Below are 22,588 nucleotides of genomic sequence, written 5' to 3'. Positions count from 1 at the left end.
ATCAGGGGTGGGAGCAGATGATGAGCACGACCGTGCGCCGGGTGGCCCTTTCCGCAGCCGTGGTGGCCGCGCTGACCGGAGTGGCCGCGTGCGGCTCCTCCGACTCCGGGAAGGACGGCGGTGACAAGGCGGCCGGCAAGACCGCGGCGCACGTGAGCCCCATCGCCGCCCTGCGCTCCGCCGAGAAGTCCACCGACAAGGCCGACTCCGCCAAGGTGCGCTCCACCACGTCCATCGGCGACCTCATGTCGATGACCGCGAACGGCGCCCTCACCTGGGGCGACGGCCTCAAGGGCAACCTCACCATCACGTACACCGGCGGCCAGATGGCCGAGCTGATGAAGAAGGCCGGCACGCAGTCGATGGAGGCCCGGTACCTGCCGGACGCCTACTACGCGCACATGAGCGACACCTACGCCCAGCAGGCGGGCGGCGGCAAGCACTGGATCAAGTACTCCTACGACGACCTCGCCAAGCTCGGCGGCGCCTCCGGTTCGTACATGAAGGACCAGATCCAGAACGCCACGCCGAACCAGTCCGTGAAGATGCTGCTGGCCTCGGGCGACGTCAAGAAGGTGGGCGAGGAGACGATCTCCGGCGTCCACACCACCCACTACTCGGGCACGCTGAACGTCGCCGACCTCGCGGGCAAGACCAGCGACCTCAGCGCCGAGCAGCTGTCGGCCCTGAAGAAGCAGCTCAGCCAGGCCGGCGTCACCACCGACACCGTCGACATCTGGATCAACGACCAGGACCTGCTGGTCAAGAAGACCGAGAAGGCCGACACGGCCAACGGCGCCATGACCAACACCTCCTTCTACAGCGACTACGGCGTGAAGGTGACCGCCGAGGCGCCCCCGGCCGGCGACACCAAGGATTTCGCGGACATGCTGAAGTCCGGCGGCACGCTGACGGGCGGCACCGGCGCCACCTCCTGACCTTCTCCTCACCCGGCGGCCCTCACGGCCCTCCGAGGCGCCCTCAGCGCCCCTCGGAGGGCCTGCCGGCCACCTGCCCGCCCTGGTCGGCGGAGCCTGCCGTGCCCCGGCCTGAGCGGTCGTAAACGGCCGATTTGCTCGATGGAGCCCCCGTCCCGTACTCTCTTCGAGAAGCCAAAGACCGCTGGTCGTTGCCGTGCGCTCGTACGAGGGTGCGGTGGCCGAAGGATCCGCTGAAAAGTGGGCGACCCGCGCAGGTGACAGTGGAAGAACTCCCGGAGTGCGCGCGCCGAGCGCGTGTGCGGCCGGTCGAGTCCGCCCCATGCGCCTGCGCCGGGGCGTTTCGTTTTCCCCAGTCCTCCTTCGGGTCCGCGCGGTCCGAATCACCCGGAAGGAGGCCGAGGCTCTATGGCGAGGCCCGACAAGGCTGCCGCGGTTGCGGAGCTGACGGACAAGTTCCGCAGCTCCAACGCCGCCGTGCTGACCGAGTACCGCGGTCTCACCGTGGCGCAGCTCAAGACGCTGCGCCGGTCGCTCGGTGAGAACGCCCAGTACGCCGTGGTGAAGAACACGCTGACCAAGATTGCGGCCAAGGAGGCCGGGATCACGCTGGAGGACCAGCTCTTCGCTGGCCCGACGGCCGTCGCCTTCGTCACCGGTGACCCGGTGGAGTCGGCGAAGGGTCTGCGTGACTTCGCCAAGGACAACCCCAATCTCGTCATCAAGGGCGGTGTCCTTGAGGGCAAGGCCCTCTCCGCCGACGAGATCAAGAAGCTTGCGGACCTTGAGTCCCGCGAGGTTCTGCTCAGCAAGCTGGCCGGTGCCTTCAAGGCGAAGCAGTCCCAGGCTGCCTCCGTCTTCCAGGCGCTGCCGTCGAAGCTCGTCCGCACCGTGGACGCGCTGCGCGCCAAGCAGGCCGAGCAGGGCGGTGCCGAGTAATTCGGCTCGCTTTCTGACCCGCACCAACGGCGCGGGTCGCAGCGGGCCGACGTACGCCCGCCTTATCCAGTACATCCGGCACCTGCCGATTTGAGTGGAAGGACCGCCATCATGGCGAAGCTCACCCAGGACGAGCTGCTTGCCCAGTTCGAGGAGATGACCCTCATCGAGCTCTCCGAGTTCGTGAAGGCCTTCGAGGACAAGTTCGACGTCACCGCTGCCGCCGCTGCCCCGGTCGTCGTTGCCGGCGGTGCCGCCGGTGGCGCCGAGGCCGCTGCCGAGGAGGAGAAGGACGAGTTCGACGTCATCCTCACCGGCGCCGGCGACAAGAAGATCCAGGTCATCAAGGTCGTGCGTGAGCTGACCTCCCTGGGTCTGAAGGAGGCCAAGGACCTCGTCGACGGCACCCCGAAGCCGGTCCTTGAGAAGGTCAACAAGGAGCAGGCCGACAAGGCCGCCGAGGCCCTCAAGGGCGCCGGCGCGTCCGTCGAGGTCAAGTAAGACCTTCGCGACCGTCGAAACGGCCCACTAGGGCTGTAACGCGAACGCACCGAAGGGCGATCATCCATCCGGGTGGTCGCCCTTCGGCGTTCCCCGGGGTCCGGCCTCGGCTGCCTTGCACCTCTGTTCGTGAGGGGTAAGGTGATCTTCGTCGTGTCTCCCGTTGCTCCGGTTCGGGCAAGGAACCCTTGACGAACCGCACGCAGCGCGCAATTCTCAGGACGCGTCGTCACAAGGATCCGAATCCGAGGCATGGATCGGCGACGAAGAGGGCAGTATCAACGTGCGTTGAGGGCAGGCATGCCGAGGGCGTTGACAAGGGCGTTGAGGACAACGAGGGTCTTCGAAAACCCGCACTGGACATCAGTGTGCCAAGTGGCTACACTGACCCTTTGCGCTGCCTGTTAGCTGTCCCCTGCCCGTCACCAGGGGTCTGCCCTCACTTGAGCACAGTCGACCGAAGCCCCCCTGACCTGGGGTTTCCGTCCCTGTGTAGGGAGAGGGACCGGTACGCGCGTAGTGAGTCCGAGCCCTCGGAAGGACCCCCTCTTGGCCGCCTCGCGCACTGCCTCGACCGCGAATACGAACAACGGCGCCAGCACCGCCCCGCTGCGCATCTCCTTTGCAAAGATCAAGGAGCCCCTTGAGGTTCCGAACCTGCTCGCGCTGCAGACCGAGAGCTTTGACTGGCTGCTCGGCAACACCGCTTGGCAGACTCGGGTCGAGGAGGCTCTTGAGAACGGTCAGGACGTCCCCACCAAGTCCGGTCTGGAGGAGATCTTCGAGGAGATCTCCCCGATCGAGGACTTCTCCGGGTCGATGTCGCTGACGTTCCGGGACCACCGCTTCGAGCCGCCCAAGAACTCGATCGACGAGTGCAAGGAGCGCGACTTCACGTACGCCGCCCCGCTCTTCGTCACCGCCGAGTTCACCAACAACGAGACCGGCGAGATCAAGTCCCAGACCGTCTTCATGGGCGACTTCCCGCTCATGACGAACAAGGGCACTTTCGTCATCAACGGCACCGAGCGTGTCGTGGTGTCGCAGCTGGTCCGTTCCCCCGGTGTCTACTTCGACTCCAGCATCGACAAGACGTCCGACAAGGACATCTTCTCCGCCAAGATCATCCCGTCCCGGGGTGCCTGGCTGGAGATGGAGATCGACAAGCGCGACATGGTCGGTGTCCGTATCGACCGCAAGCGCAAGCAGTCGGTCACCGTGCTGCTGAAGGCGCTCGGCTGGACGACCGAGCAGATCCTTGAGGAGTTCGGCGACTACGAGTCGATGCGCGCCACCCTGGAGAAGGACCACACCCAGGGCCAGGACGACGCGCTGCTCGACATCTACCGCAAGCTGCGCCCGGGCGAGCCCCCCACGCGTGAGGCCGCGCAGACGCTGCTGGAGAACCTCTACTTCAACCCCAAGCGCTACGACCTCGCCAAGGTCGGCCGCTACAAGGTCAACAAGAAGCTGGGTACGGACACCCCGCTGGACGCGGGCATCCTGACCGTCGAGGACATCATCTCGACGATCAAGTACCTGGTGAAGCTGCACGCCGGCGAGACCGAGACCACCGGTGACAACGGCGAGACGGTCGTCGTCGAGACCGACGACATCGACCACTTCGGCAACCGTCGTCTGCGCAGCGTCGGCGAGCTCATCCAGAACCAGGTCCGCACGGGTCTGGCGCGTATGGAGCGTGTCGTCCGCGAGCGGATGACGACCCAGGACGTCGAGGCGATCACGCCGCAGACCCTGATCAACATCCGGCCGGTCGTCGCCTCCATCAAGGAGTTCTTCGGCACCAGTCAGCTGTCCCAGTTCATGGACCAGAACAACCCGCTGTCGGGTCTCACCCACAAGCGCCGTCTGTCGGCTCTTGGCCCGGGTGGTCTCTCCCGTGAGCGGGCCGGCTTCGAGGTCCGTGACGTGCACCCGTCGCACTACGGCCGTATGTGCCCGATCGAGACGCCGGAAGGCCCGAACATCGGTCTGATCGGCTCGCTCGCCTCCTACGGCCGGGTCAACGCGTTCGGCTTCGTCGAGACCCCGTACCGCAAGGTCATCGACGGCCAGGTCACCGACGAGGTCGACTACCTGACCGCCGACGAGGAGGACCGCTTCGTCATCGCGCAGGCCAACGCGCCGCTGACGAACGACCTCCGGTTCGAGGAGAGCCGCGTGCTCGTCCGCCGTCGTGGCGGCGAGGTCGACTACGTCGGCCCCGAGGACGTGGACTACATGGACGTCTCGCCGCGCCAGATGGTGTCGGTCGCGACCGCCATGATCCCCTTCCTTGAGCACGACGACGCCAACCGTGCCCTCATGGGCGCGAACATGATGCGCCAGGCCGTTCCGCTGATTAAGTCGGAGGCCCCGCTCGTCGGTACCGGCATGGAGTACCGCTCCGCCGTCGACGCCGGCGACGTCGTCAAGGCCGAGAAGGCCGGTGTGGTCCAGGAGGTCTCCGCGGACTACATCACCACCGCCAACGACGACGGCACGTACATCACGTACCGCCTGGCCAAGTTCGCCCGCTCCAACCAGGGCACCTCGGTCAACCAGAAGGTCATCGTCAACGAGGGCGACCGTGTCGTCGAGGGCCAGGTCCTCGCCGACGGCCCGGCCACCCAGAACGGCGAGATGGCCCTCGGCAAGAACCTGCTCGTGGCGTTCATGCCGTGGGAGGGTCACAACTACGAGGACGCGATCATCCTGTCGCAGCGCCTCGTGCAGGACGACGTCCTCTCCTCGATCCACATCGAGGAGCACGAGGTCGACGCCCGTGACACCAAGCTCGGCCCCGAGGAGATCACCCGGGACATCCCGAACGTCTCCGAGGAGGTCCTCGCCGACCTGGACGAGCGCGGCATCATCCGCATCGGTGCCGAGGTCATCGCCGGTGACATCCTCGTCGGCAAGGTCACCCCGAAGGGTGAGACCGAGCTGACGCCGGAGGAGCGCCTGCTGCGCGCGATCTTCGGTGAGAAGGCCCGTGAGGTCCGTGACACCTCGCTGAAGGTGCCGCACGGCGAGACCGGCAAGGTCATCGGTGTGCGCGTCTTCGACCGCGAGGAGGGCGACGAGCTGCCGCCGGGCGTGAACCAGCTGGTCCGCGTCTACGTCGCGCAGAAGCGCAAGATCACCGACGGTGACAAGCTCGCCGGCCGTCACGGCAACAAGGGTGTCATCTCCAAGATCCTGCCGATCGAGGACATGCCGTTCCTGGAGGACGGCACCCCGGTCGACATCATCCTCAACCCGCTGGGTGTGCCGTCCCGAATGAACCCGGGACAGGTCCTGGAGATCCACCTCGGCTGGCTCGCCAGCCGCGGCTGGGACGTCTCCGGCCTCGCGGAGGAGTGGGCCCAGCGCCTCCAGGCCATCGGCGCCGACCAGGTCGCCCCCGGCACCAACGTCGCGACCCCGGTCTTCGACGGTGCCCGTGAGGACGAACTGGCGGGTCTGCTCCAGCACACCATCCCGAACCGGGACGGCGAGCGCATGGTGCTCCCGACCGGTAAGGCGCGGCTGTTCGACGGCCGTAGCGGTGAGCCGTTCCCGGACCCGATCTCGGTCGGCTACATGTACATCCTGAAGCTGCACCACCTGGTCGACGACAAGCTGCACGCCCGCTCGACCGGTCCGTACTCGATGATCACCCAGCAGCCGCTGGGTGGTAAGGCCCAGTTCGGTGGCCAGCGGTTCGGTGAGATGGAGGTGTGGGCCCTTGAGGCCTACGGCGCCGCGTACGCCCTCCAGGAGCTGCTGACCATCAAGTCCGACGACGTCACCGGCCGCGTGAAGGTCTACGAGGCCATCGTCAAGGGCGAGAACATCCCCGAGCCCGGCATCCCCGAGTCCTTCAAGGTGCTCATCAAGGAGATGCAGTCGCTCTGCCTGAACGTGGAGGTGCTGTCCAGCGACGGTATGTCCATCGAGATGCGCGACACCGACGAGGACGTCTTCCGCGCTGCGGAGGAGCTCGGTATCGACCTGTCCCGGCGCGAGCCGAGCAGCGTCGAAGAGGTCTGACGGGAGTCCGGCGGGGCCCTGACCCACAAGGGCCCCGCCGACCCCCAGGCCCCCGTTTCAGACCACAGACTTAACGACCCTGAGAGGGATTGACGCATAGTGCTCGACGTCAACTTCTTCGACGAGCTCCGGATCGGCCTGGCCACCGCTGACGACATCCGTCAGTGGAGCCACGGCGAGGTCAAGAAGCCCGAGACCATCAACTACCGCACCCTCAAGCCCGAGAAGGACGGACTCTTCTGCGAGAAGATCTTCGGTCCGACCCGGGACTGGGAGTGCTACTGCGGCAAGTACAAGCGCGTCCGCTTCAAGGGCATCATCTGCGAGCGCTGTGGCGTCGAGGTCACGCGTGCCAAGGTGCGCCGTGAGCGGATGGGCCACATCGAGCTGGCCGCTCCCGTCACGCACATCTGGTACTTCAAGGGTGTCCCCTCGCGCCTCGGCTACCTGCTGGACCTGGCGCCGAAGGACCTTGAGAAGGTCATCTACTTCGCCGCGTACATGATCACGTACGTCGACGAGGAGCGTCGTACCCGCGACCTGCCCTCCCTGGAGGCGCACGTCTCGGTCGAGCGTCAGCAGATCGAGAACCGCCGGGACGCCGACCTGGAGGCCCGCGCCAAGAAGCTTGAGTCCGACCTGGCCGAGCTGGAGGCCGAGGGTGCCAAGGCCGACGTGCGCCGCAAGGTGCGCGAGGGTGCCGAGCGCGAGATGAAGCAGCTGCGCGACCGCGCGCAGCGCGAGATCGACCGCCTCGACGAGGTGTGGAACCGGTTCAAGAACCTCAAGGTCCAGGACCTGGAGGGCGACGAGCTGCTCTACCGCGAGCTGCGCGACCGCTTCGGCACCTACTTCGACGGCTCGATGGGCGCCGCGGCGCTCCAGAAGCGCCTGGAGTCCTTCGACCTGGAGGAGGAGGCCGAGCGTCTCCGCGAGATCATCCGCACCGGCAAGGGCCAGAAGAAGACCCGTGCCCTGAAGCGGCTGAAGGTCGTCTCCGCGTTCCTCCAGACCTCCAACAGCCCCAAGGGCATGGTCCTGGACTGCGTCCCGGTCATCCCGCCGGACCTGCGTCCGATGGTGCAGCTGGACGGTGGCCGCTTCGCGACCTCCGACCTGAACGACCTGTACCGCCGTGTCATCAACCGCAACAACCGCCTGAAGCGCCTTCTCGACCTCGGTGCCCCCGAGATCATCGTGAACAACGAGAAGCGCATGCTCCAGGAGGCCGTCGACGCGCTCTTCGACAACGGCCGTCGTGGTCGCCCGGTCACGGGCCCCGGCAACCGTCCGCTGAAGTCGCTGTCCGACATGCTGAAGGGCAAGCAGGGTCGCTTCCGTCAGAACCTGCTCGGCAAGCGAGTCGACTACTCGGCGCGTTCCGTCATCGTCGTCGGCCCGCAGCTGAAGCTGCACCAGTGCGGTCTGCCCAAGGCCATGGCGCTGGAGCTCTTCAAGCCGTTCGTGATGAAGCGCCTGGTCGACCTGAACCACGCGCAGAACATCAAGAGCGCCAAGCGCATGGTGGAGCGCGGCCGCACCGTCGTGTACGACGTCCTCGAAGAGGTCATCGCCGAGCACCCGGTGCTGCTGAACCGTGCGCCCACCCTGCACCGCCTCGGCATCCAGGCCTTCGAGCCGCAGCTGGTCGAGGGCAAGGCCATCCAGATCCACCCGCTCGTCTGCACCGCGTTCAACGCGGACTTCGACGGTGACCAGATGGCCGTGCACCTGCCGCTGTCCGCGGAGGCGCAGGCCGAGGCCCGCATCCTGATGCTGTCCTCGAACAACATCCTCAAGCCGGCCGACGGCCGTCCGGTGACGATGCCGACCCAGGACATGGTCCTCGGTCTGTTCTTCCTCACCACCGACGGCGAGCTGCGTGACACCAAGGGCGAGGGCCGCGCGTTCGGTTCCACGGCCGAGGCGATCATGGCGTTCGACGCCGGCGAGCTCGCGCTTCAGTCGGCCGTGGACATCCGCTTCCCGGTGGGCACCATCCCGCCGCGCGGCTGGACCCCGCCGGCGCGCGAGGAGGGCGAGCCCGAGTGGCAGCAGGGTGACTCCTTCCGCCTGCGCACCACCCTGGGCCGCGCGCTCTTCAACGAGCTGCTGCCCGAGGACTACCCGTTCGTGGACTACTCGGTGGGCAAGAAGCAGCTCTCCGAGATCGTCAACGACCTCGCCGAGCGCTACCCGAAGGTCATCGTGGCGGCGACGCTCGACAACCTGAAGGCGGCCGGCTTCTACTGGGCGACCCGTTCCGGTGTCACCGTGGCCATCTCCGACGTCGTCGTTCCCGAGGCGAAGAAGGAGATCGTCCGCGGCTACGAGGCGCAGGACGAGAAGGTCCAGAAGCAGTACGAGCGCGGTCTCATCACCAAGGAAGAGCGCACTCAGGAACTCATCGCGATCTGGACCAAGGCGACCAACGAGGTCGCCGAGGCGATGAACGAGAACTTCCCCAAGACGAACCCCATCTTCATGATGGTTGACTCGGGTGCCCGAGGAAACATGATGCAGATGCGGCAGATCGCCGGTATGCGTGGTCTGGTGTCGAACGCGAAGAACGAGACGATCCCGCGGCCCATCAAGGCCTCGTTCCGTGAGGGTCTGTCCGTGCTGGAGTACTTCATCTCCACGCACGGTGCCCGTAAGGGTCTGGCGGACACCGCTCTGCGTACCGCCGACTCGGGTTACCTCACCCGTCGTCTGGTCGACGTCTCCCAGGACGTCATCATCCGCGAGGAGGACTGCGGCACCGACCGCGGCCTGCGGCTGCGGATCGCCGACCGCGGCGCCGACGGCGTGCTGCGCAAGGCGGACGACGTCGAGACGTCCGTGTACGCGCGCTGCCTCGCCGAGGACATCGTGGTCGACGGCCAGGTGCTGGCCCCGGCCGGCACCGACCTGGGCGACGTCCTCATCGAGGAGCTCGTCGGCCGTGGCGTCGAGGAGGTCAAGACCCGCTCGGTCCTGACCTGCGAGTCCGCCGTCGGTACCTGCGCGATGTGCTACGGCCGCTCGCTGGCCACCGGCAAGCTGGTCGACATCGGTGAGGCGGTCGGCATCATCGCCGCCCAGTCCATCGGTGAGCCCGGTACCCAGCTGACGATGCGTACCTTCCACACCGGTGGTGTGGCCGGTGACGACATCACCCAGGGTCTGCCGCGTGTCGTCGAGCTCTTCGAGGCCCGTACCCCGAAGGGCGTCGCCCCGATCTCCGAGGCCTCCGGCCGCGTCCGGATCGAGGAGACCGAGAAGACCAAGAAGATCGTCGTCACCCCGGACGACGGCAGCGACGAGACGGCGTACCCGATCTCGAAGCGTGCCAAGGTCCTGGTCCGCGAGGGCGACCACGTCGAGGTGGGCCAGCAGCTCACCGTGGGTGCCACCAACCCGCACGACGTGCTGCGCATCCTGGGTCAGCGTGCCGTCCAGGTCCACCTGGTCGGCGAGGTCCAGAAGGTGTACAACTCGCAGGGTGTGTCGATCCACGACAAGCACATCGAGATCATCATCCGGCAGATGCTCCGCCGCGTGACGATCATCGAGTCCGGCGACGCCGAGCTGCTGCCCGGCGAGCTGGTCGAGCGCTCCCGCTTCGAGCAGGAGAACCGTCGTGTGGTCCAGGAGGGCGGTCACCCGGCCTCCGGTCGTCCGCAGCTCATGGGTATCACCAAGGCCTCGCTGGCGACCGAGTCCTGGCTGTCGGCGGCGTCCTTCCAGGAGACGACGCGAGTCCTCACCGACGCGGCGATCAACGCCAAGTCGGACTCGCTCATCGGCCTCAAGGAGAACGTCATCATCGGTAAGCTCATCCCGGCCGGTACGGGCCTGTCCCGCTACCGCAACATCCGGGTCGAGCCGACCGAGGAGGCCAAGGCCGCGATGTACTCGGCCGTCGGCTACGACGACATCGACTACTCGCCGTTCGGCACGGGCTCCGGCCAGGCCGTGCCGCTGGAGGACTACGACTACGGTCCGTACAACCAGTAAGCGGGCAGCTTGAACTGAAGGGCGGTCACTCCCGAGAGGGGGTGGCCGCCCTTCGGCGTTTCAGTGCCGGCTCTCCAGCCAGTTCTGGAGGTGGTGCAGCCGGGTGTGCACATCCGGGTGACCATCGAGCAACCGCGCGATGATCGACACCTTTTCGGCCCGGGCGCCGTGCATCGCGCGAGCGGCATCCTGTCTGCTCGTCCGCTCGTACTCCTGGCCGAGCACCACCATGAGCTGCGCTGCGAAGCCCAGACCCGCAGCGTGCTCATCGGCCCGCAGCTCCGCGCGCCGTGAGACGGCAGCCGCCAGGTAGGGCGTGGCCAGTGGCAGAAGTATCAGGCCATAGGTCGCTGTGGTCAGAGCGACCAGGGCGGCCCCGAGGAGAGCTACGACGAGGATCGTGGCACCCACCGAGAGGTGCTGGACGCGTCTCGCCAGCCGGAGCAGAAGCCGCCAGGCGAGCCGGCCGGGCAACGCGTACCAGAAGCTCAGGAGTGAGGCCCATGTGTGTCCCCGCGTGTGATGGCCCAGCTCGTGGGCGAGGACACCGGCGAGCTGGGCCGGCGGAAGGGTGCGCAGGGCGTGGCTCGTCACGCCGACGATGTGACCCGCCGTCGCCATGGCGTTGATGTCGTGACTTTCCTCCACCCACAGTTGGTAGGCACCGCCGTGGACCCCGGCCCGGGCGGTCACCGCACGCCAGACGGCTCGCAGCGTCACCGCTTCCTGCGGTGTGGGGTGGCGTAAGCCGAACAACCGGCGTGCCATGAGGCGCTCGCAGGGACGGTGGAAGACGAGGACGCCGCTGAGTGCCCAGGCGGCGAGAGGTATCGACCAGGGCGGGCCACCGAGAACGTCGACGGCGTACGCGACGGCGAAGACCACGGCGAGGCTGGCGAGGATGTGGGGGACGTGCAGGACCAGGCCGACCAGAGCCGTGACGTCGGCGCCGCGCTGACGGGCGGCGATGTGGACGCGGCCGGTGCGGAACAGAGGATCGTCGTGTGCGTGCGCGGAGGCGGTCTCCGTGGGGTCGCCGGACGGGACAGGCACGGATTCCTCCGCCTCGTGGGGAACGGGCAAGGCGCTTCCTTCCGAAGGCTGACGAGCGCGGGGACGAGGGCGTCAGGCGAAGAGCAGTGAGCCGGGAAGCAGCAGCGCGGCAGCGGCGAAAGCGATCAGACCCCGCCGGATCCACAGGTGTTTGCGCGCGGCGATGCGGCTGGCCTCGGTGAGGGAGAGGAGCACGGCCCGCAAGGGATCCCGGCCGGTCTCCGCCAATGCCGTGGTCAGCTCACCGGTCCGCACCGCACGTTGAATGTCTCCGAAATAGGTCAGTGGGCGGCCCGACTCCCACTGGTGGGTTGTGCCACGGGGGACGACCGCCAGGAGCAGCGCGAAGAGCGCGATGACCAGGCAGGCGGCTCCGGTCCACCACAGGAGGGCGACGGCCGGCGGTGCGCGGTGCGCGCGCCTGGCCGGCAGCACGGCGAGGGCACCGCTCGTCAGGCCGAGCACACCGACGAGGACGGCGGCCTTGGCATCCGCCCGAGTGATTTCGGCACGCAGGTCGGCGAGCAGCCGTGTGCCCGCCTGTACCTCGGGGCTGTTCCAAGCGGACCGTGCCGGCCTCATGCGTACGGCTCCGGTCGCTTCTCGGCCAGTGGCTGCCTCGGTGCCTCTGCGGTCGCCTGAGCGGCCTGATCGGAAAGGGCCGTGGCCCGCAGCAGGGCTGTCATCCGAGCGGCGATCTCCTGGTGAGGGCCTGCCATCAGGTAGTCCTCCAGCCGCCCCTTCTCCAGTACCTGGCCGATCAGACTCAGTTGGTGGTCCACCAGCTTCGTCTGTTCCTCGCTCAGATGGGCCAGGACCTTCGGGGTGTCGTCGGGGTGCACGGCCAGGTGCAGGGCGAGAGCGGCGTGGCCACCCTTGGCCAGCTGTTCCTCGTAGAACGCGATCCTCTCGGCCCGGCGCGTGGCTTCGAGCTGTTCGCGGATCAGGGCCGCCCTGTGCTCCGACCCCACGGCCTCGGCCTCGTGCCGAGCGGTGCGCAGCCTCGCCTGGTGGGACCGCTCGGCGGCATCTCTCCGCAGCCGTACGGCACAGTCGACCCGCAGCCCCTCGTCCCTGCCGATCCACGAGGCGTCGCCGACCGCCTCCTGCACGGCCCGTTCGGCCGCGGCGCTCTCCTCGATGCGGTGCCTGCGTGAGGCGGCCCGCATCTCCGGCAGCAGTTTCCGGGACACGAGGCCCGGCACGTCCCGCTCCTGGCTCCTGACGAACCACTCCGGAGTGACGACGCGCCATGTCACGTCGGCGGTGACCTCGAACTCGAAACTGTTGACGAGGCTGGGCAACGGCACCTGTAAGCGGAAGCTGTGCGGATCGGTACTCACCTCGTACAAGGCGACGTAGCGCCGCACGGACGTGGGCCGGTCGGGCGGGAGGAAGGTGTCGTACGTTCCCCTGCGGGTGGCGCAGACCAGAGCGTGGTCGATCCGCCCGGTGAACCGCCGGCTGCCGAGCCGGAAGCGCGGGAGCTGCCAGACCGTACGGACCGGATCGGGGTGCGGATGCTCGGGACCGGGGTGCTCGGGCTGCTGACGGAACCAGTCGAGCCGCTCGGGGGCGGCTGCCGACGGTTCGGTCGCAGCGGGGCGTACGGGCTCGCCGGGCGCTTCCATGGTCGGTCTCCTTCGCTTGCGTGGCATCAGTGGGCTGACAGGTGGTCCAGCAGCCGGGCGGCGGCTGGTGAGGGGGCCACCCGGGAGTCGCGGAGCGTGCGCAGGAGGTGGCCGACGCGGTGATCGTTGGGGGGCAGCTCGGTGATGTGACGCAGCAGGACGGCAAGAGCCGATTCGGTCTCCGGCATGCCGTCGGCCCTGCGCACCCAGGAGCGGAGAACGTCCAGGGCCTGTTCGCCGCACACGCGGTCGGCCAGCAGCGCCTTCCAGAAGGCGGTCAGGTGCCGGGCCGTGGTCGTGTCGCCCGCGGTGACGGCGTCCGCGTACCAGTGCAGGACCAACGGGCGGTCGCCGGGCTCTTCGGTCTGTTTGCAGGCCTGGAGGAAGGCGAGGCACGCGTAGGTGCGGACCGTGCGTTCGCTGTCCAAGCGCTCGGCGAGCGCGCCCAGCACCTGTTCCCGCACCGCGAGGAGCAAGAGTTCGAGGGCGTCGGCGAACTGCCGGCCGGCTTCCGTTGGTTTGCCGTCCTCGTCGACCGGGTCGGGGTTGGACTGGACGGCGTGCAGAAGGACGTCCAGGGTTTCCTCCGGCACCACCGGACCCAGCAGGCCGTAGGCCCGGATCGCCGTCCAGCGGCGTCGTTCGACTTCCCCGGTGCACCATTCCCGCAGGACCGGCAGGACGGTCTCGACCTCCAGCAGGTGGGCCAGGGTGAGGGCATTGGCCGCGGTGAGCCAGGAGCCGGGATCGGGATCGTCCGCCCATGGCTCGATGAGGTGGGCCATGGTGGACGAGAAGTCGGCTTCGGCGAGCAGCGCGGTCGCCGAAGCCGCCCGGGTGCGTACGAGGGGGCGACCGTCCTCGGCGAGCCGTCTGATCCACTTGACGAGGGCGGTCCGGGCGGAGGGATGGAGGTTCCACACGGCCGCCAGCAGCGCCTTGGCCGTGCGCTCCTCACGGAACTCGGCGATGAACTGGCCCAGCACGCCCCACTCGGTGACCTCCGTGCCCATGTAGCCCCGCGCGTGGGCGAGGGCCAGCCGGTCCTCGCGGGAACTTCCGAACACCGGGATGACCGGCAACTGGCGGGGGTCGGCCGTGTGCTGGAGCCCGGCGTAGAGCACGTCGGAGAGTTCGGCGGCCACCGCGTACGGCGCCTTGTCGAAGACGGCGAGCGAGATCAGGAACGCCTTGTCGCGCAGCTCGCGCTGGTCATCCGTGAGCCAACGGGTGACCTGCGCCTCCACGGCCTGCTCGCTGAAGGCGGCCAAGGCTTGCTCGCCGGCCTCACCGCGGTGCACGGCGACGAGTCGCTGGGCGAACTGCTCGATCGCGGCCGGCGGGTGCTGCCGGGCGACGAACTCCTTCACCGCGGCCAGCCCGCACAGCTCCGGCCACGCCGCTTCTCCGACCCGCGAGGTGACGTGGGCGTGCAGTATCTCCTCGGCGGGCGGTGGTTCCCACCGGACGAACGGAACGTCGTCCAGGGCCGCCGACGGCTCCACCGTGATCACCAGGTGGCCCCCCGAGCGCACCAGCCGGTCACGCAGGCCGAGCAGGTGGGACTCGCGCAGCGGGTTGCTCCTGGGGGCGGCGAAGTTCAGCAGGAGGTATCCGTCCGCGCTGTCCAAACGGGCGAGCAGCGCGGGCAGCGAACCGGGCTGGACCAGATTGCGCACGGTCCCGCCCGCCACCCGGTGCAACAGCATCAGGGCGGCGGACTGGCGGCCCGAGTCCCGCCCGCCGGACAGGACCACGACCTTGTCGGTGCGGAGCCGGTCGAGCGCCTCGTCGAAGCTCGGGCAGCCACGGAAGACGTCCGCCAGCTCCGCCGTCCTCTCCGGCGGAACCACACCGGCGAAGTGCTCGGTGTGTTCGGCGGCAGGACCGAAGTAGTTGTTCACATTGCCGTGGACCGTGCCGCCGCTGACGCCGAACTGGTCGCGGCCGACCTGAGTGGCGGAGGCGGTGCGGTCCAGGGACATGACGTACGACGGACCGTGCTGGATCAGCGCCTTGCGCGCGGCCCAGGCCTCCTGCCGTTGCCGTTCCGGTGTCTCCTCGGCCTGGTCCTCCTGATTCTCCCCATCCCGTGGGGGTTGTTCCTCGGCCGGTGCGGCGGGAGCTGCCGTCTCCTGGCTCATCCGCGGTCACCCCGGCCGGGGCGGTCGAAGCGGAGGTCGCCGTTCACGAAGCCGCCGGTGACGCCGTACTGGTCCCCGGCGACGCTGGTGTGAGACACCGGAGCGCCTGCAGTGGCGTCGGGGGAGCGGGTACCGGGCGCGCCCGGCGCGGCGGCCCGGGCCGGGGCGCCGTGCAGCCAGGCCACCGACGGCCCCTCCTTGGTGTCCACCGTGATGCGGTGGAAGTCGCCGGGGCGGACGCCGAGGGGACCGTGCCGGACGACGCCGCTGTGGACACCGTCGGACACGCACAGCACGCAGTCGCCGTCCCGCTGTTCGAGGGCGGCCCGCAGGACGTCGGCGTTCAGGAGGCGTACCGCGTGGTTGAGGTCCGATCCGACCCAGCCGTCCAGCTCGTCGACGGCCACGTAACCGGAGGAGAGAACGATGCGCAGGCGCATCCGGGCGCTGCTGGCGAGCAGGCGGTTCTTGCTGTGGAGCTGGGAGGGCGTCTCTGTGAGGAGGGTCTTCAGCAGGGCGGGGACGGAGACCCGGGCGTCGATGAGTTCCATGACGGAGTCACCGCGGTCGGCGCGCAGGGAGGCCGTCTCGTCCACGTCGGCGGCGGCCAGGGTGGCGTCGACGACGTCGTAGAGGACCCGGCGCAGGTAGGCCTGCTCCACGTCGTCACGTGAGCCGAACTGTTCGATGTCGAAGAGCAGGATGGTGCGGTACACGGGATCGGTCATCTCGGCCTCTCGTGCTCGTGTGTGTACCGGCACGATGACGGTCCGAGGCCGTGCGACGGAGGGGGGATGACGCGGACGGAGTGTGACCGTGTGCACAGACAGGCCGCGCCAGGCGTGCGTCAGGGGACGGTGCGTCCGTGTCAGCCGGCGCCCTCGCCGGCGATGCGGCGCAGCACATCGGGACGGAGCACGACGATGCGCCGCCGCCGAGTGACGAGCACCTCCCGGGTACGCAGTTCCTTGAGGAGCCGGGCCACCGCTTCTCTCGACGAGCCGACCGAGCCGGCGAACTCCTGCTGGCTCAGACCGATGGTGAGTTCGATCCCCTCGTCGGTTCGGGTGCCGTGCGTGCGGAGCAGTTCGAGCAGCAGGACGGCCAGCCGTTCGCGCACGCTGAGGGCGGCCCATTGCAGTCGGTGCCGATCGGTGGATCGCTGCCGGTCGGTGGTCAGGCTCAGCAGTTGAAGGGCCACGGGTGGGTTCTCCGCCAGGAAGGTGGTGAAGCGCCCCTGATCGATCACCACCGCTTCCACGGGCTCCAGAGCCGTCACCGTCGCCGCACGGTACCGGCCGCTCAGCGCCGCACCCTCGCCGAGGATGTCACCGGGCCCGCGCAGAGCGAGCAGAGCCTCGTAGCCGTTGGCCGCGGTGGCCGTCACCTTGGTCCAGCCGTGCAGCACCAGCACGACATGGGTGGAAGGCTCGGCCTGGTGCATGAGGACGGCACGAGCCTGGTACCGCAACGGTCGGCCGGTCGCCAGCAGGGCGACCCGGTCCTCCTTCTCCAGTCGTGCGAGGAAGGGCACGGCGTCGTCGAATCCGTCGTCCTCCCACGCGCGTGTGCGCCCCCCGGCCATCGCACCCTCCCGTGCCCCGCCGACCCGCTGCGTTGAAGCAACCAGCCAACGTACTTGAAGTGCTCATGGGGGCGACCCGCGACAATCAGCCGCGCGGGCCGACGACGGGCCGGTCCCCGGTCCGGAGCGTGGATTCGAAGATCACCTAGGCCACGCGGGCTTGACAGCACACGCAGCCGGAGACCCCCGCACCCCATTTGTTTTGACCGCAGCGAATGAGGTAGGTACGCTCAGACCTTGTGCCTGGGGTGTGCCCTGGCTCCTGTGCGTGCCTGCAAACCGCATGGCGAGCCGTGACCGGCCACCGTAATCTGCGCCCTTTTCGCCTTGCGGCGGGAGTCTGGCGGATTCGACACACCCGACCGCGTGGGTCGGCGACGTTCCAGGTTAGCTGTACCCATCGGCACACAGAAACCGGAGAAGTAGTGCCTACGATCCAGCAGCTGGTCCGCAAGGGCCGGCAGGACAAGGTCGAGAAGAACAAGACGCCCGCACTTGAGGGTTCCCCTCAGCGTCGCGGCGTCTGCACGCGTGTGTTCACGACCACCCCGAAGAAGCCGAACTCGGCCCTCCGCAAGGTCGCGCGTGTGCGTCTGACCAGCGGCATCGAGGTCACCGCTTACATTCCGGGTGAGGGACACAACCTGCAGGAGCACTCCATCGTGCTCGTGCGCGGCGGCCGTGTGAAGGACCTGCCGGGTGTTCGCTACAAGATCATCCGCGGCTCGCTCGACACCCAGGGTGTCAAGAACCGCAAGCAGGCTCGCAGCCGTTACGGCGCCAAGAAGGAGAAGTAAGAATGCCTCGTAAGGGCCCCGCCCCGAAGCGTCCGGTCATCATCGACCCGGTCTACAGCTCTCCTCTGGTGACCTCCCTGATCAACAAGGTGCTGCTGAACGGCAAGCGCTCCACCGCCGAGCGCATCGTCTACGGCGCCATGGAGGGCCTGCGCGAGAAGACCGGCAACGACCCGGTCATCACGCTCAAGCGCGCTCTTGAGAACATCAAGCCGACCCTTGAGGTCAAGTCCCGCCGTGTCGGTGGCGCCACCTACCAGGTTCCGGTCGAGGTCAAGCCCGGCCGTGCCAACACCCTGGCGCTGCGCTGGCTGGTCGGTTACTCCCGCGCCCGTCGCGAGAAGACCATGACCGAGCGCCTCCTCAACGAGCTTCTCGACGCCTCCAACGGCCTCGGTGCGGCCGTGAAGAAGCGCGAGGACACCCACAAGATGGCCGAGTCCAACAAGGCCTTCGCGCACTACCGCTGGTAGTCGCTACCCACATCGAGACCGAGAGAAGACTGAAGCCTTATGGCTACCACTTCACTTGACCTGGCCAAGGTGCGCAACATCGGCATCATGGCCCACATCGACGCGGGCAAGACGACCACCACCGAGCGGATCCTGTTCTACACCGGTGTGTCTTACAAGATCGGTGAGGTCCACGACGGCGCTGCCACCATGGACTGGATGGAGCAGGAGCAGGAGCGTGGCATCACGATCACCTCTGCTGCCACCACCTGTCACTGGTCGCTGGAAGACGTCGACCACACCATCAACATCATCGACACTCCGGGTCACGTCGACTTCACCGTCGAGGTGGAGCGCTCCCTGCGCGTGCTCGACGGTGCTGTCACGGTGTTCGACGGCGTCGCCGGCGTTGAGCCCCAGTCCGAGACGGTGTGGCGTCAGGCGGACCGCTACGGCGTCCCGCGTATCTGCTTCGTCAACAAGCTCGACCGCACCGGTGCCGAGTTCCACCGCTGTGTCGACATGATCTCCGACCGTCTGGGCGCGCAGCCGCTGGTCATGCAGCTGCCGATCGGTGCCGAGGCGGACTTCAAGGGCGTCGTCGACCTGGTGACGATGAAGGCCTTCGTGTGGTCCGCCGAGGCCACCAAGGGCGAGATGTACGACATCGTCGACATCCCGGACACCCACACCGAGGCTGCCGAGGAGTACCGCGGCAAGCTGATCGAGGCCGTGGCCGAGAACGACGAAGAGATCATGGAGCTGTACCTGGAGGGCGAGGAGCCCTCCGTGGAGCAGCTGTACGCCGCGATCCGTCGGATCACCATCGCCTCCGGCAAGGGCGACGGCACCACCGTCACCCCCGTGTTCTGCGGTACCGCGTTCAAGAACAAGGGCGTCCAGCCCCTGCTCGACGCGGTCGTGCGCTACCTGCCGTCCCCGGTCGACATCGAGGCCATCGAAGGCCACGCGGTCAACAACCCGGAGGAGGTCGTCAAGCGCAAGCCGTCCGACGACGAGCCGCTTTCGGCGCTGGCGTTCAAGATCATGAGCGACCCGCACCTGGGCAAGCTCACCTTCGTCCGCGTGTACTCCGGCCGCCTGGAGTCCGGCACCGCCGTGCTGAACTCCGTCAAGGGCCGCAAGGAGCGCATCGGCAAGATCTACCGCATGCACGCCAACAAGCGTGAGGAGATCGACTCGGTGGGCGCCGGCGACATCGTCGCCGTCATGGGCCTGAAGCAGACCACCACCGGTGAGACGCTCAGCGACGAGAAGAACCCGGTGATCCTGGAGTCCATGGACTTCCCGGCGCCGGTCATCGAGGTCGCGATCGAGCCCAAGTCCAAGGGTGACCAGGAGAAGCTGGGTGTCGCCATCCAGCGTCTCGCGGAGGAGGACCCCTCCTTCCAGGTGCACACCAACGAGGAGACCGGCCAGACCGTCATCGGCGGTATGGGCGAGCTTCACCTTGAGGTCCTCGTGGACCGCATGAAGCGCGAGTTCAAGGTCGAGGCCAACGTCGGCAAGCCGCAGGTGGCCTACCGCGAGACGATCCGCAAGGCCGTCGAGCGCGTCGACTACACGCACAAGAAGCAGACCGGTGGTACCGGTCAGTTCGCGAAGGTGCAGATCGGCATCGAGCCGATCGAGGGTGGCGACACCTCGTACGAGTTCGTGAACAAGGTGACCGGTGGCCGCATCCCGAAGGAGTACATCCCTTCGGTGGACGCCGGTGCGCAGGAGGCCATGCAGTTCGGCATCCTCGCCGGTTACGAGATGACCGGTGTCCGCGTGATCCTGCACGACGGTGCCTACCATGAGGTCGACTCCTCCGAGCTCGCCTTCAAGATCGCCGGTTCGCAGGCCTTCAAGGAGGCCGCGCGCAAGGCTTCGCCCGTGCTCCTTGAGCCGATGATGGCCGTCGAGGTCACCACGCCCGAGGACTACATGGGTGAGGTCATCGGCGACATCAACTCCCGCCGTGGCCAGATCCAGGCCATGGAGGAGCGGGCTGGTGCCCGCGTCGTGAAGGGCCTCGTGCCCCTGTCGGAGATGTTCGGCTACGTCGGCGACCTCCGCAGCAAGACGTCGGGTCGCGCAAGCTACTCGATGCAGTTCGACTCCTACGCCGAGGTTCCGCGGAACGTCGCCGAGGAGATCATCGCGAAGGCCAAGGGCGAGTAACGCACCGCGTTCACACGCCGTAGGCTTGACTCCGGAGCCTCCAGGGGCAAACGTCCGCAATCGTGAGCGTTTGCCCCGGGTTCCGGGCCTTTACAGCAAAGATCACCTGGCGCCGATGAAGTAAGGCGTACAGAACCACTCCACAGGAGGACCCCAGTGGCGAAGGCGAAGTTCGAGCGGACTAAGCCGCACGTCAACATCGGCACCATCGGTCACATCGACCACGGTAAGACGACCCTCACGGCCGCCATTACCAAGGTGCTGCACGACGCGTACCCGGACCTGAACGAGGCCACCCCGTTCGACAACATCGACAAGGCTCCTGAGGAGCGTCAGCGCGGTATCACCATCTCCATCGCGCACGTCGAGTACCAGACCGAGGCGCGTCACTACGCCCACGTCGACTGCCCGGGTCACGCGGACTACATCAAGAACATGATCACGGGTGCGGCGCAGATGGACGGCGCCATCCTCGTGGTCGCCGCCACCGACGGCCCGATGCCGCAGACCAAGGAGCACGTGCTCCTGGCCCGCCAGGTCGGCGTTCCGTACATTGTCGTCGCCCTGAACAAGGCCGACATGGTGGACGACGAGGAGATCCTGGAGCTCGTTGAGCTTGAGGTCCGTGAGCTCCTCTCCGAGTACGAGTTCCCCGGCGACGACGTCCCGGTCGTCAAGGTCTCCGCGCTCAAGGCCCTTGAGGGCGAGCAGGAGTGGGTGGACTCCGTCCTCAACCTGATGAAGGCCGTCGACGAGTCGATCCCGCAGCCGGAGCGCGACGTCGACAAGCCGTTCCTCATGCCGATCGAGGACGTCTTCACGATCACCGGTCGCGGTACGGTCGTCACCGGCCGTATCGAGCGTGGTGTCCTCAAGGTCAACGAGACCGTCGACATCATCGGCATCAAGACCGAGAAGACCACCACCACGGTCACCGGCATCGAGATGTTCCGCAAGCTGCTCGACGAGGGCCAGGCCGGTGAGAACGTCGGTCTGCTCCTCCGTGGCATCAAGCGCGAGGACGTCGAGCGCGGCCAGGTCATCATCAAGCCGGGCTCGGTCACCCCGCACACCGAGTTCGAGGCGCAGGCCTACATCCTGTCCAAGGACGAGGGTGGCCGCCACACGCCGTTCTTCAACAACTACCGTCCGCAGTTCTACTTCCGTACGACGGACGTGACCGGCGTGGTGACCCTCCCCGAGGGCACCGAGATGGTCATGCCGGGTGACAACACCGAGATGAAGGTGGAGCTCATCCAGCCCGTCGCCATGGAAGAGGGCCTGAAGTTCGCCATCCGTGAGGGTGGCCGCACCGTGGGCGCCGGCCAGGTCACCAAGATCGTCAAGTAAGTTCCGCTTGCTTGCGGGCTTGATGGCTTGAGGGTCAGTTCCTGACCCGAAGGTCTCGACCTGCGAGAGGCCCGTACGACTCCGGTCGTACGGGCCTCTTCGTATGTCCACGGCCCTCTTCGTACGTCCCACCCGTAACCGCATACGGTTCTCCGGGTGAGGAAGAGGACCTTGATACACGCGGGGCTGCAAACCGTCGTCCCCTGGCTGGCCGTGGCGGCCGTGGTGATCGCCATGGCGTGGCAGCAGGGCCTGTTCTCCTGGGGCGCTTCGGCCGTGACGGGCCCGGCCCGCACGATCGCGCTGCCGGGAGGCGGCTTCTCCGACGGCGGCCGGTGCGGGGCCGAGGGCTACCACTACTTCCCGCTGCCCGCGTCCGCGTCCGCACCCCCCGCGGCGGAGTCCCCGGCCCCGGTGCCCGGCCCGCGGCTCGTCCTCGGCTCCTACGGCTACGAGAAGCCGTCCCGCGCCCCCGGCCGCTTCACCATCGGCCTGCTCTTCGCACCGGGCCCCAAGGGATCGCTGGAGCTGTCGCGGACCCTGGGCGGCGAGGGCGTCGCCGTGGAGATCGAGGGCCCGCGGGGGCTGGTCGGCGGAGCGCACGGCCTGCCCGTCACCTGGGACTCCGCCACGAAGTCGGGCACGCGCGACAGCGCCCAGGTGTCCCTGCCGCTGGAGGCGCTGTGCCCCGGGCAGGACGCGAGGGACGTGATGCAGAGGCTCCAGGCGCCGATCGACTCCTCGAACACCATCACCGGGCAGCCGGCCTACACCCTGACCGTGTCGGTGCGTGACCCGGCGATCGGAGCGCAGCGCAGGTCGCTCGGCCTCCCGCTGGGCGGCAGCCTGCTCAGCGCCAACAATCTGGTGCCGGAGGACGGCTTCATGCTCGCGGGCACGGCGTACTGACGGCTTCGAAACTATTCGGCGCGTACGACCCGTTCCCCCTGCCCCCGCGTCCCTCCACTATTTGTCAT

Annotated in this window: 16 protein-coding genes; 10 read left to right on the top strand and 6 right to left on the bottom strand. The window is 67.8% G+C overall.

Features of this window, described 5'->3' with window-relative positions; all coding sequences use genetic code 11:
- Positions 1-17 precede the first annotated feature (17 nt).
- The 5 genes from AQJ11_RS12260 (at position 18) to AQJ11_RS12240 (ending at position 10,412) form a co-directional block, all read left to right on the top strand.
- Positions 18-938: an SCO4651 family lipoprotein gene (locus AQJ11_RS12260; protein WP_014674353.1), complete on the top strand. Its 921-nt coding sequence runs from the start codon at positions 18-20 to the stop codon at positions 936-938.
- A 408-nt stretch (positions 939-1,346) separates the two neighbouring features.
- Positions 1,347-1,877: a 50S ribosomal protein L10 gene (gene rplJ / locus AQJ11_RS12255; protein WP_014674354.1), complete on the top strand. Its 531-nt coding sequence runs from the start codon at positions 1,347-1,349 to the stop codon at positions 1,875-1,877.
- A gap of 111 nt (positions 1,878-1,988) precedes the next feature.
- The gene (gene rplL / locus AQJ11_RS12250; RefSeq protein ID WP_014674355.1) at positions 1,989-2,378 is read left to right on the top strand and encodes a 50S ribosomal protein L7/L12; all 390 of its coding nucleotides are present in this window, start codon (positions 1,989-1,991) and stop codon (positions 2,376-2,378) included.
- Positions 2,379-2,927: 549 nt separating this feature from the next.
- Complete coding sequence (gene rpoB / locus AQJ11_RS12245) at positions 2,928-6,413, top strand: DNA-directed RNA polymerase subunit beta (protein WP_014674356.1); 3,486 nt, start codon at positions 2,928-2,930, stop codon at positions 6,411-6,413.
- A 99-nt stretch (positions 6,414-6,512) separates the two neighbouring features.
- Positions 6,513-10,412 carry a DNA-directed RNA polymerase subunit beta' gene (locus AQJ11_RS12240; protein WP_014674357.1) on the top strand — a complete coding sequence of 1,300 codons (3,900 nt, stop codon included), beginning with the start codon at positions 6,513-6,515 and terminating at the stop codon, positions 10,410-10,412.
- A 60-nt stretch (positions 10,413-10,472) separates the two neighbouring features.
- On the opposite strand, the gene AQJ11_RS12235 is transcribed toward AQJ11_RS12240, so the two are convergent.
- The 6 genes from AQJ11_RS12235 to AQJ11_RS12210 form a co-directional block, all read right to left on the bottom strand.
- Complete coding sequence (locus AQJ11_RS12235; protein WP_059263105.1) at positions 10,473-11,465, bottom strand: M48 family metalloprotease; 993 nt, start codon at positions 11,463-11,465, stop codon at positions 10,473-10,475.
- A 72-nt stretch (positions 11,466-11,537) separates the two neighbouring features.
- Complete coding sequence (locus AQJ11_RS12230) at positions 11,538-12,047, bottom strand: Pycsar system effector family protein (protein ID WP_014674359.1); 510 nt, start codon at positions 12,045-12,047, stop codon at positions 11,538-11,540.
- Positions 12,044-13,096, bottom strand: a complete 1,053-nt coding sequence (locus AQJ11_RS12225; protein ID WP_059263012.1) for a hypothetical protein — start codon at positions 13,094-13,096, stop codon at positions 12,044-12,046. Before AQJ11_RS12225 ends, AQJ11_RS12230 begins: the two co-directional genes overlap by 4 nt.
- Before the next feature lie 26 nt (positions 13,097-13,122).
- The gene (locus AQJ11_RS12220) at positions 13,123-15,240 is read right to left on the bottom strand and encodes a hypothetical protein (protein ID WP_059263011.1); all 2,118 of its coding nucleotides are present in this window, start codon (positions 15,238-15,240) and stop codon (positions 13,123-13,125) included.
- Positions 15,237-15,968 (bottom strand): hypothetical protein, encoded by a 732-nt coding sequence (locus AQJ11_RS12215; RefSeq protein ID WP_059263010.1) that lies wholly within the window; start codon positions 15,966-15,968, stop codon positions 15,237-15,239. The genes AQJ11_RS12220 and AQJ11_RS12215 overlap by 4 nt, the downstream gene beginning before the upstream one ends.
- Before the next feature lie 140 nt (positions 15,969-16,108).
- Entirely contained in the window at positions 16,109-16,825 is a 717-nt protein-coding gene (locus tag AQJ11_RS12210) for a Crp/Fnr family transcriptional regulator (protein WP_059263009.1), read from the bottom strand.
- Between the two features lie 425 nt (positions 16,826-17,250).
- Here AQJ11_RS12210 and rpsL point away from each other — a divergent pair, with 425 nt between their 5' ends.
- From rpsL to AQJ11_RS12185, 5 genes are all read left to right on the top strand, one after another.
- Positions 17,251-17,622, top strand: a complete 372-nt coding sequence (gene rpsL, locus AQJ11_RS12205; RefSeq protein ID WP_003948652.1) for a 30S ribosomal protein S12 — start codon at positions 17,251-17,253, stop codon at positions 17,620-17,622.
- 2 nt (positions 17,623-17,624) lie between these two features.
- Complete coding sequence (gene rpsG / locus AQJ11_RS12200; protein ID WP_014674364.1) at positions 17,625-18,095, top strand: 30S ribosomal protein S7; 471 nt, start codon at positions 17,625-17,627, stop codon at positions 18,093-18,095.
- A 39-nt stretch (positions 18,096-18,134) separates the two neighbouring features.
- Positions 18,135-20,261 carry an elongation factor G gene (gene fusA / locus AQJ11_RS12195; protein ID WP_014674365.1) on the top strand — a complete coding sequence of 709 codons (2,127 nt, stop codon included), beginning with the start codon at positions 18,135-18,137 and terminating at the stop codon, positions 20,259-20,261.
- A 156-nt stretch (positions 20,262-20,417) separates the two neighbouring features.
- Positions 20,418-21,611 (top strand): elongation factor Tu, encoded by a 1,194-nt coding sequence (gene tuf / locus AQJ11_RS12190; RefSeq protein WP_014674366.1) that lies wholly within the window; start codon positions 20,418-20,420, stop codon positions 21,609-21,611.
- A 156-nt stretch (positions 21,612-21,767) separates the two neighbouring features.
- The gene (locus AQJ11_RS12185; RefSeq protein ID WP_279616946.1) at positions 21,768-22,520 is read left to right on the top strand and encodes a hypothetical protein; all 753 of its coding nucleotides are present in this window, start codon (positions 21,768-21,770) and stop codon (positions 22,518-22,520) included.
- The last annotated feature ends 68 nt before the right edge of the window (positions 22,521-22,588 follow it).

The organism is Streptomyces corchorusii (genome assembly GCF_001514055.1).
In the GTDB taxonomy this organism is placed as follows: Bacteria; Actinomycetota; Actinomycetes; order Streptomycetales; family Streptomycetaceae; genus Streptomyces; species Streptomyces olivaceoviridis.
This window is presented reverse-complemented; position numbering and strand designations above follow the sequence as displayed.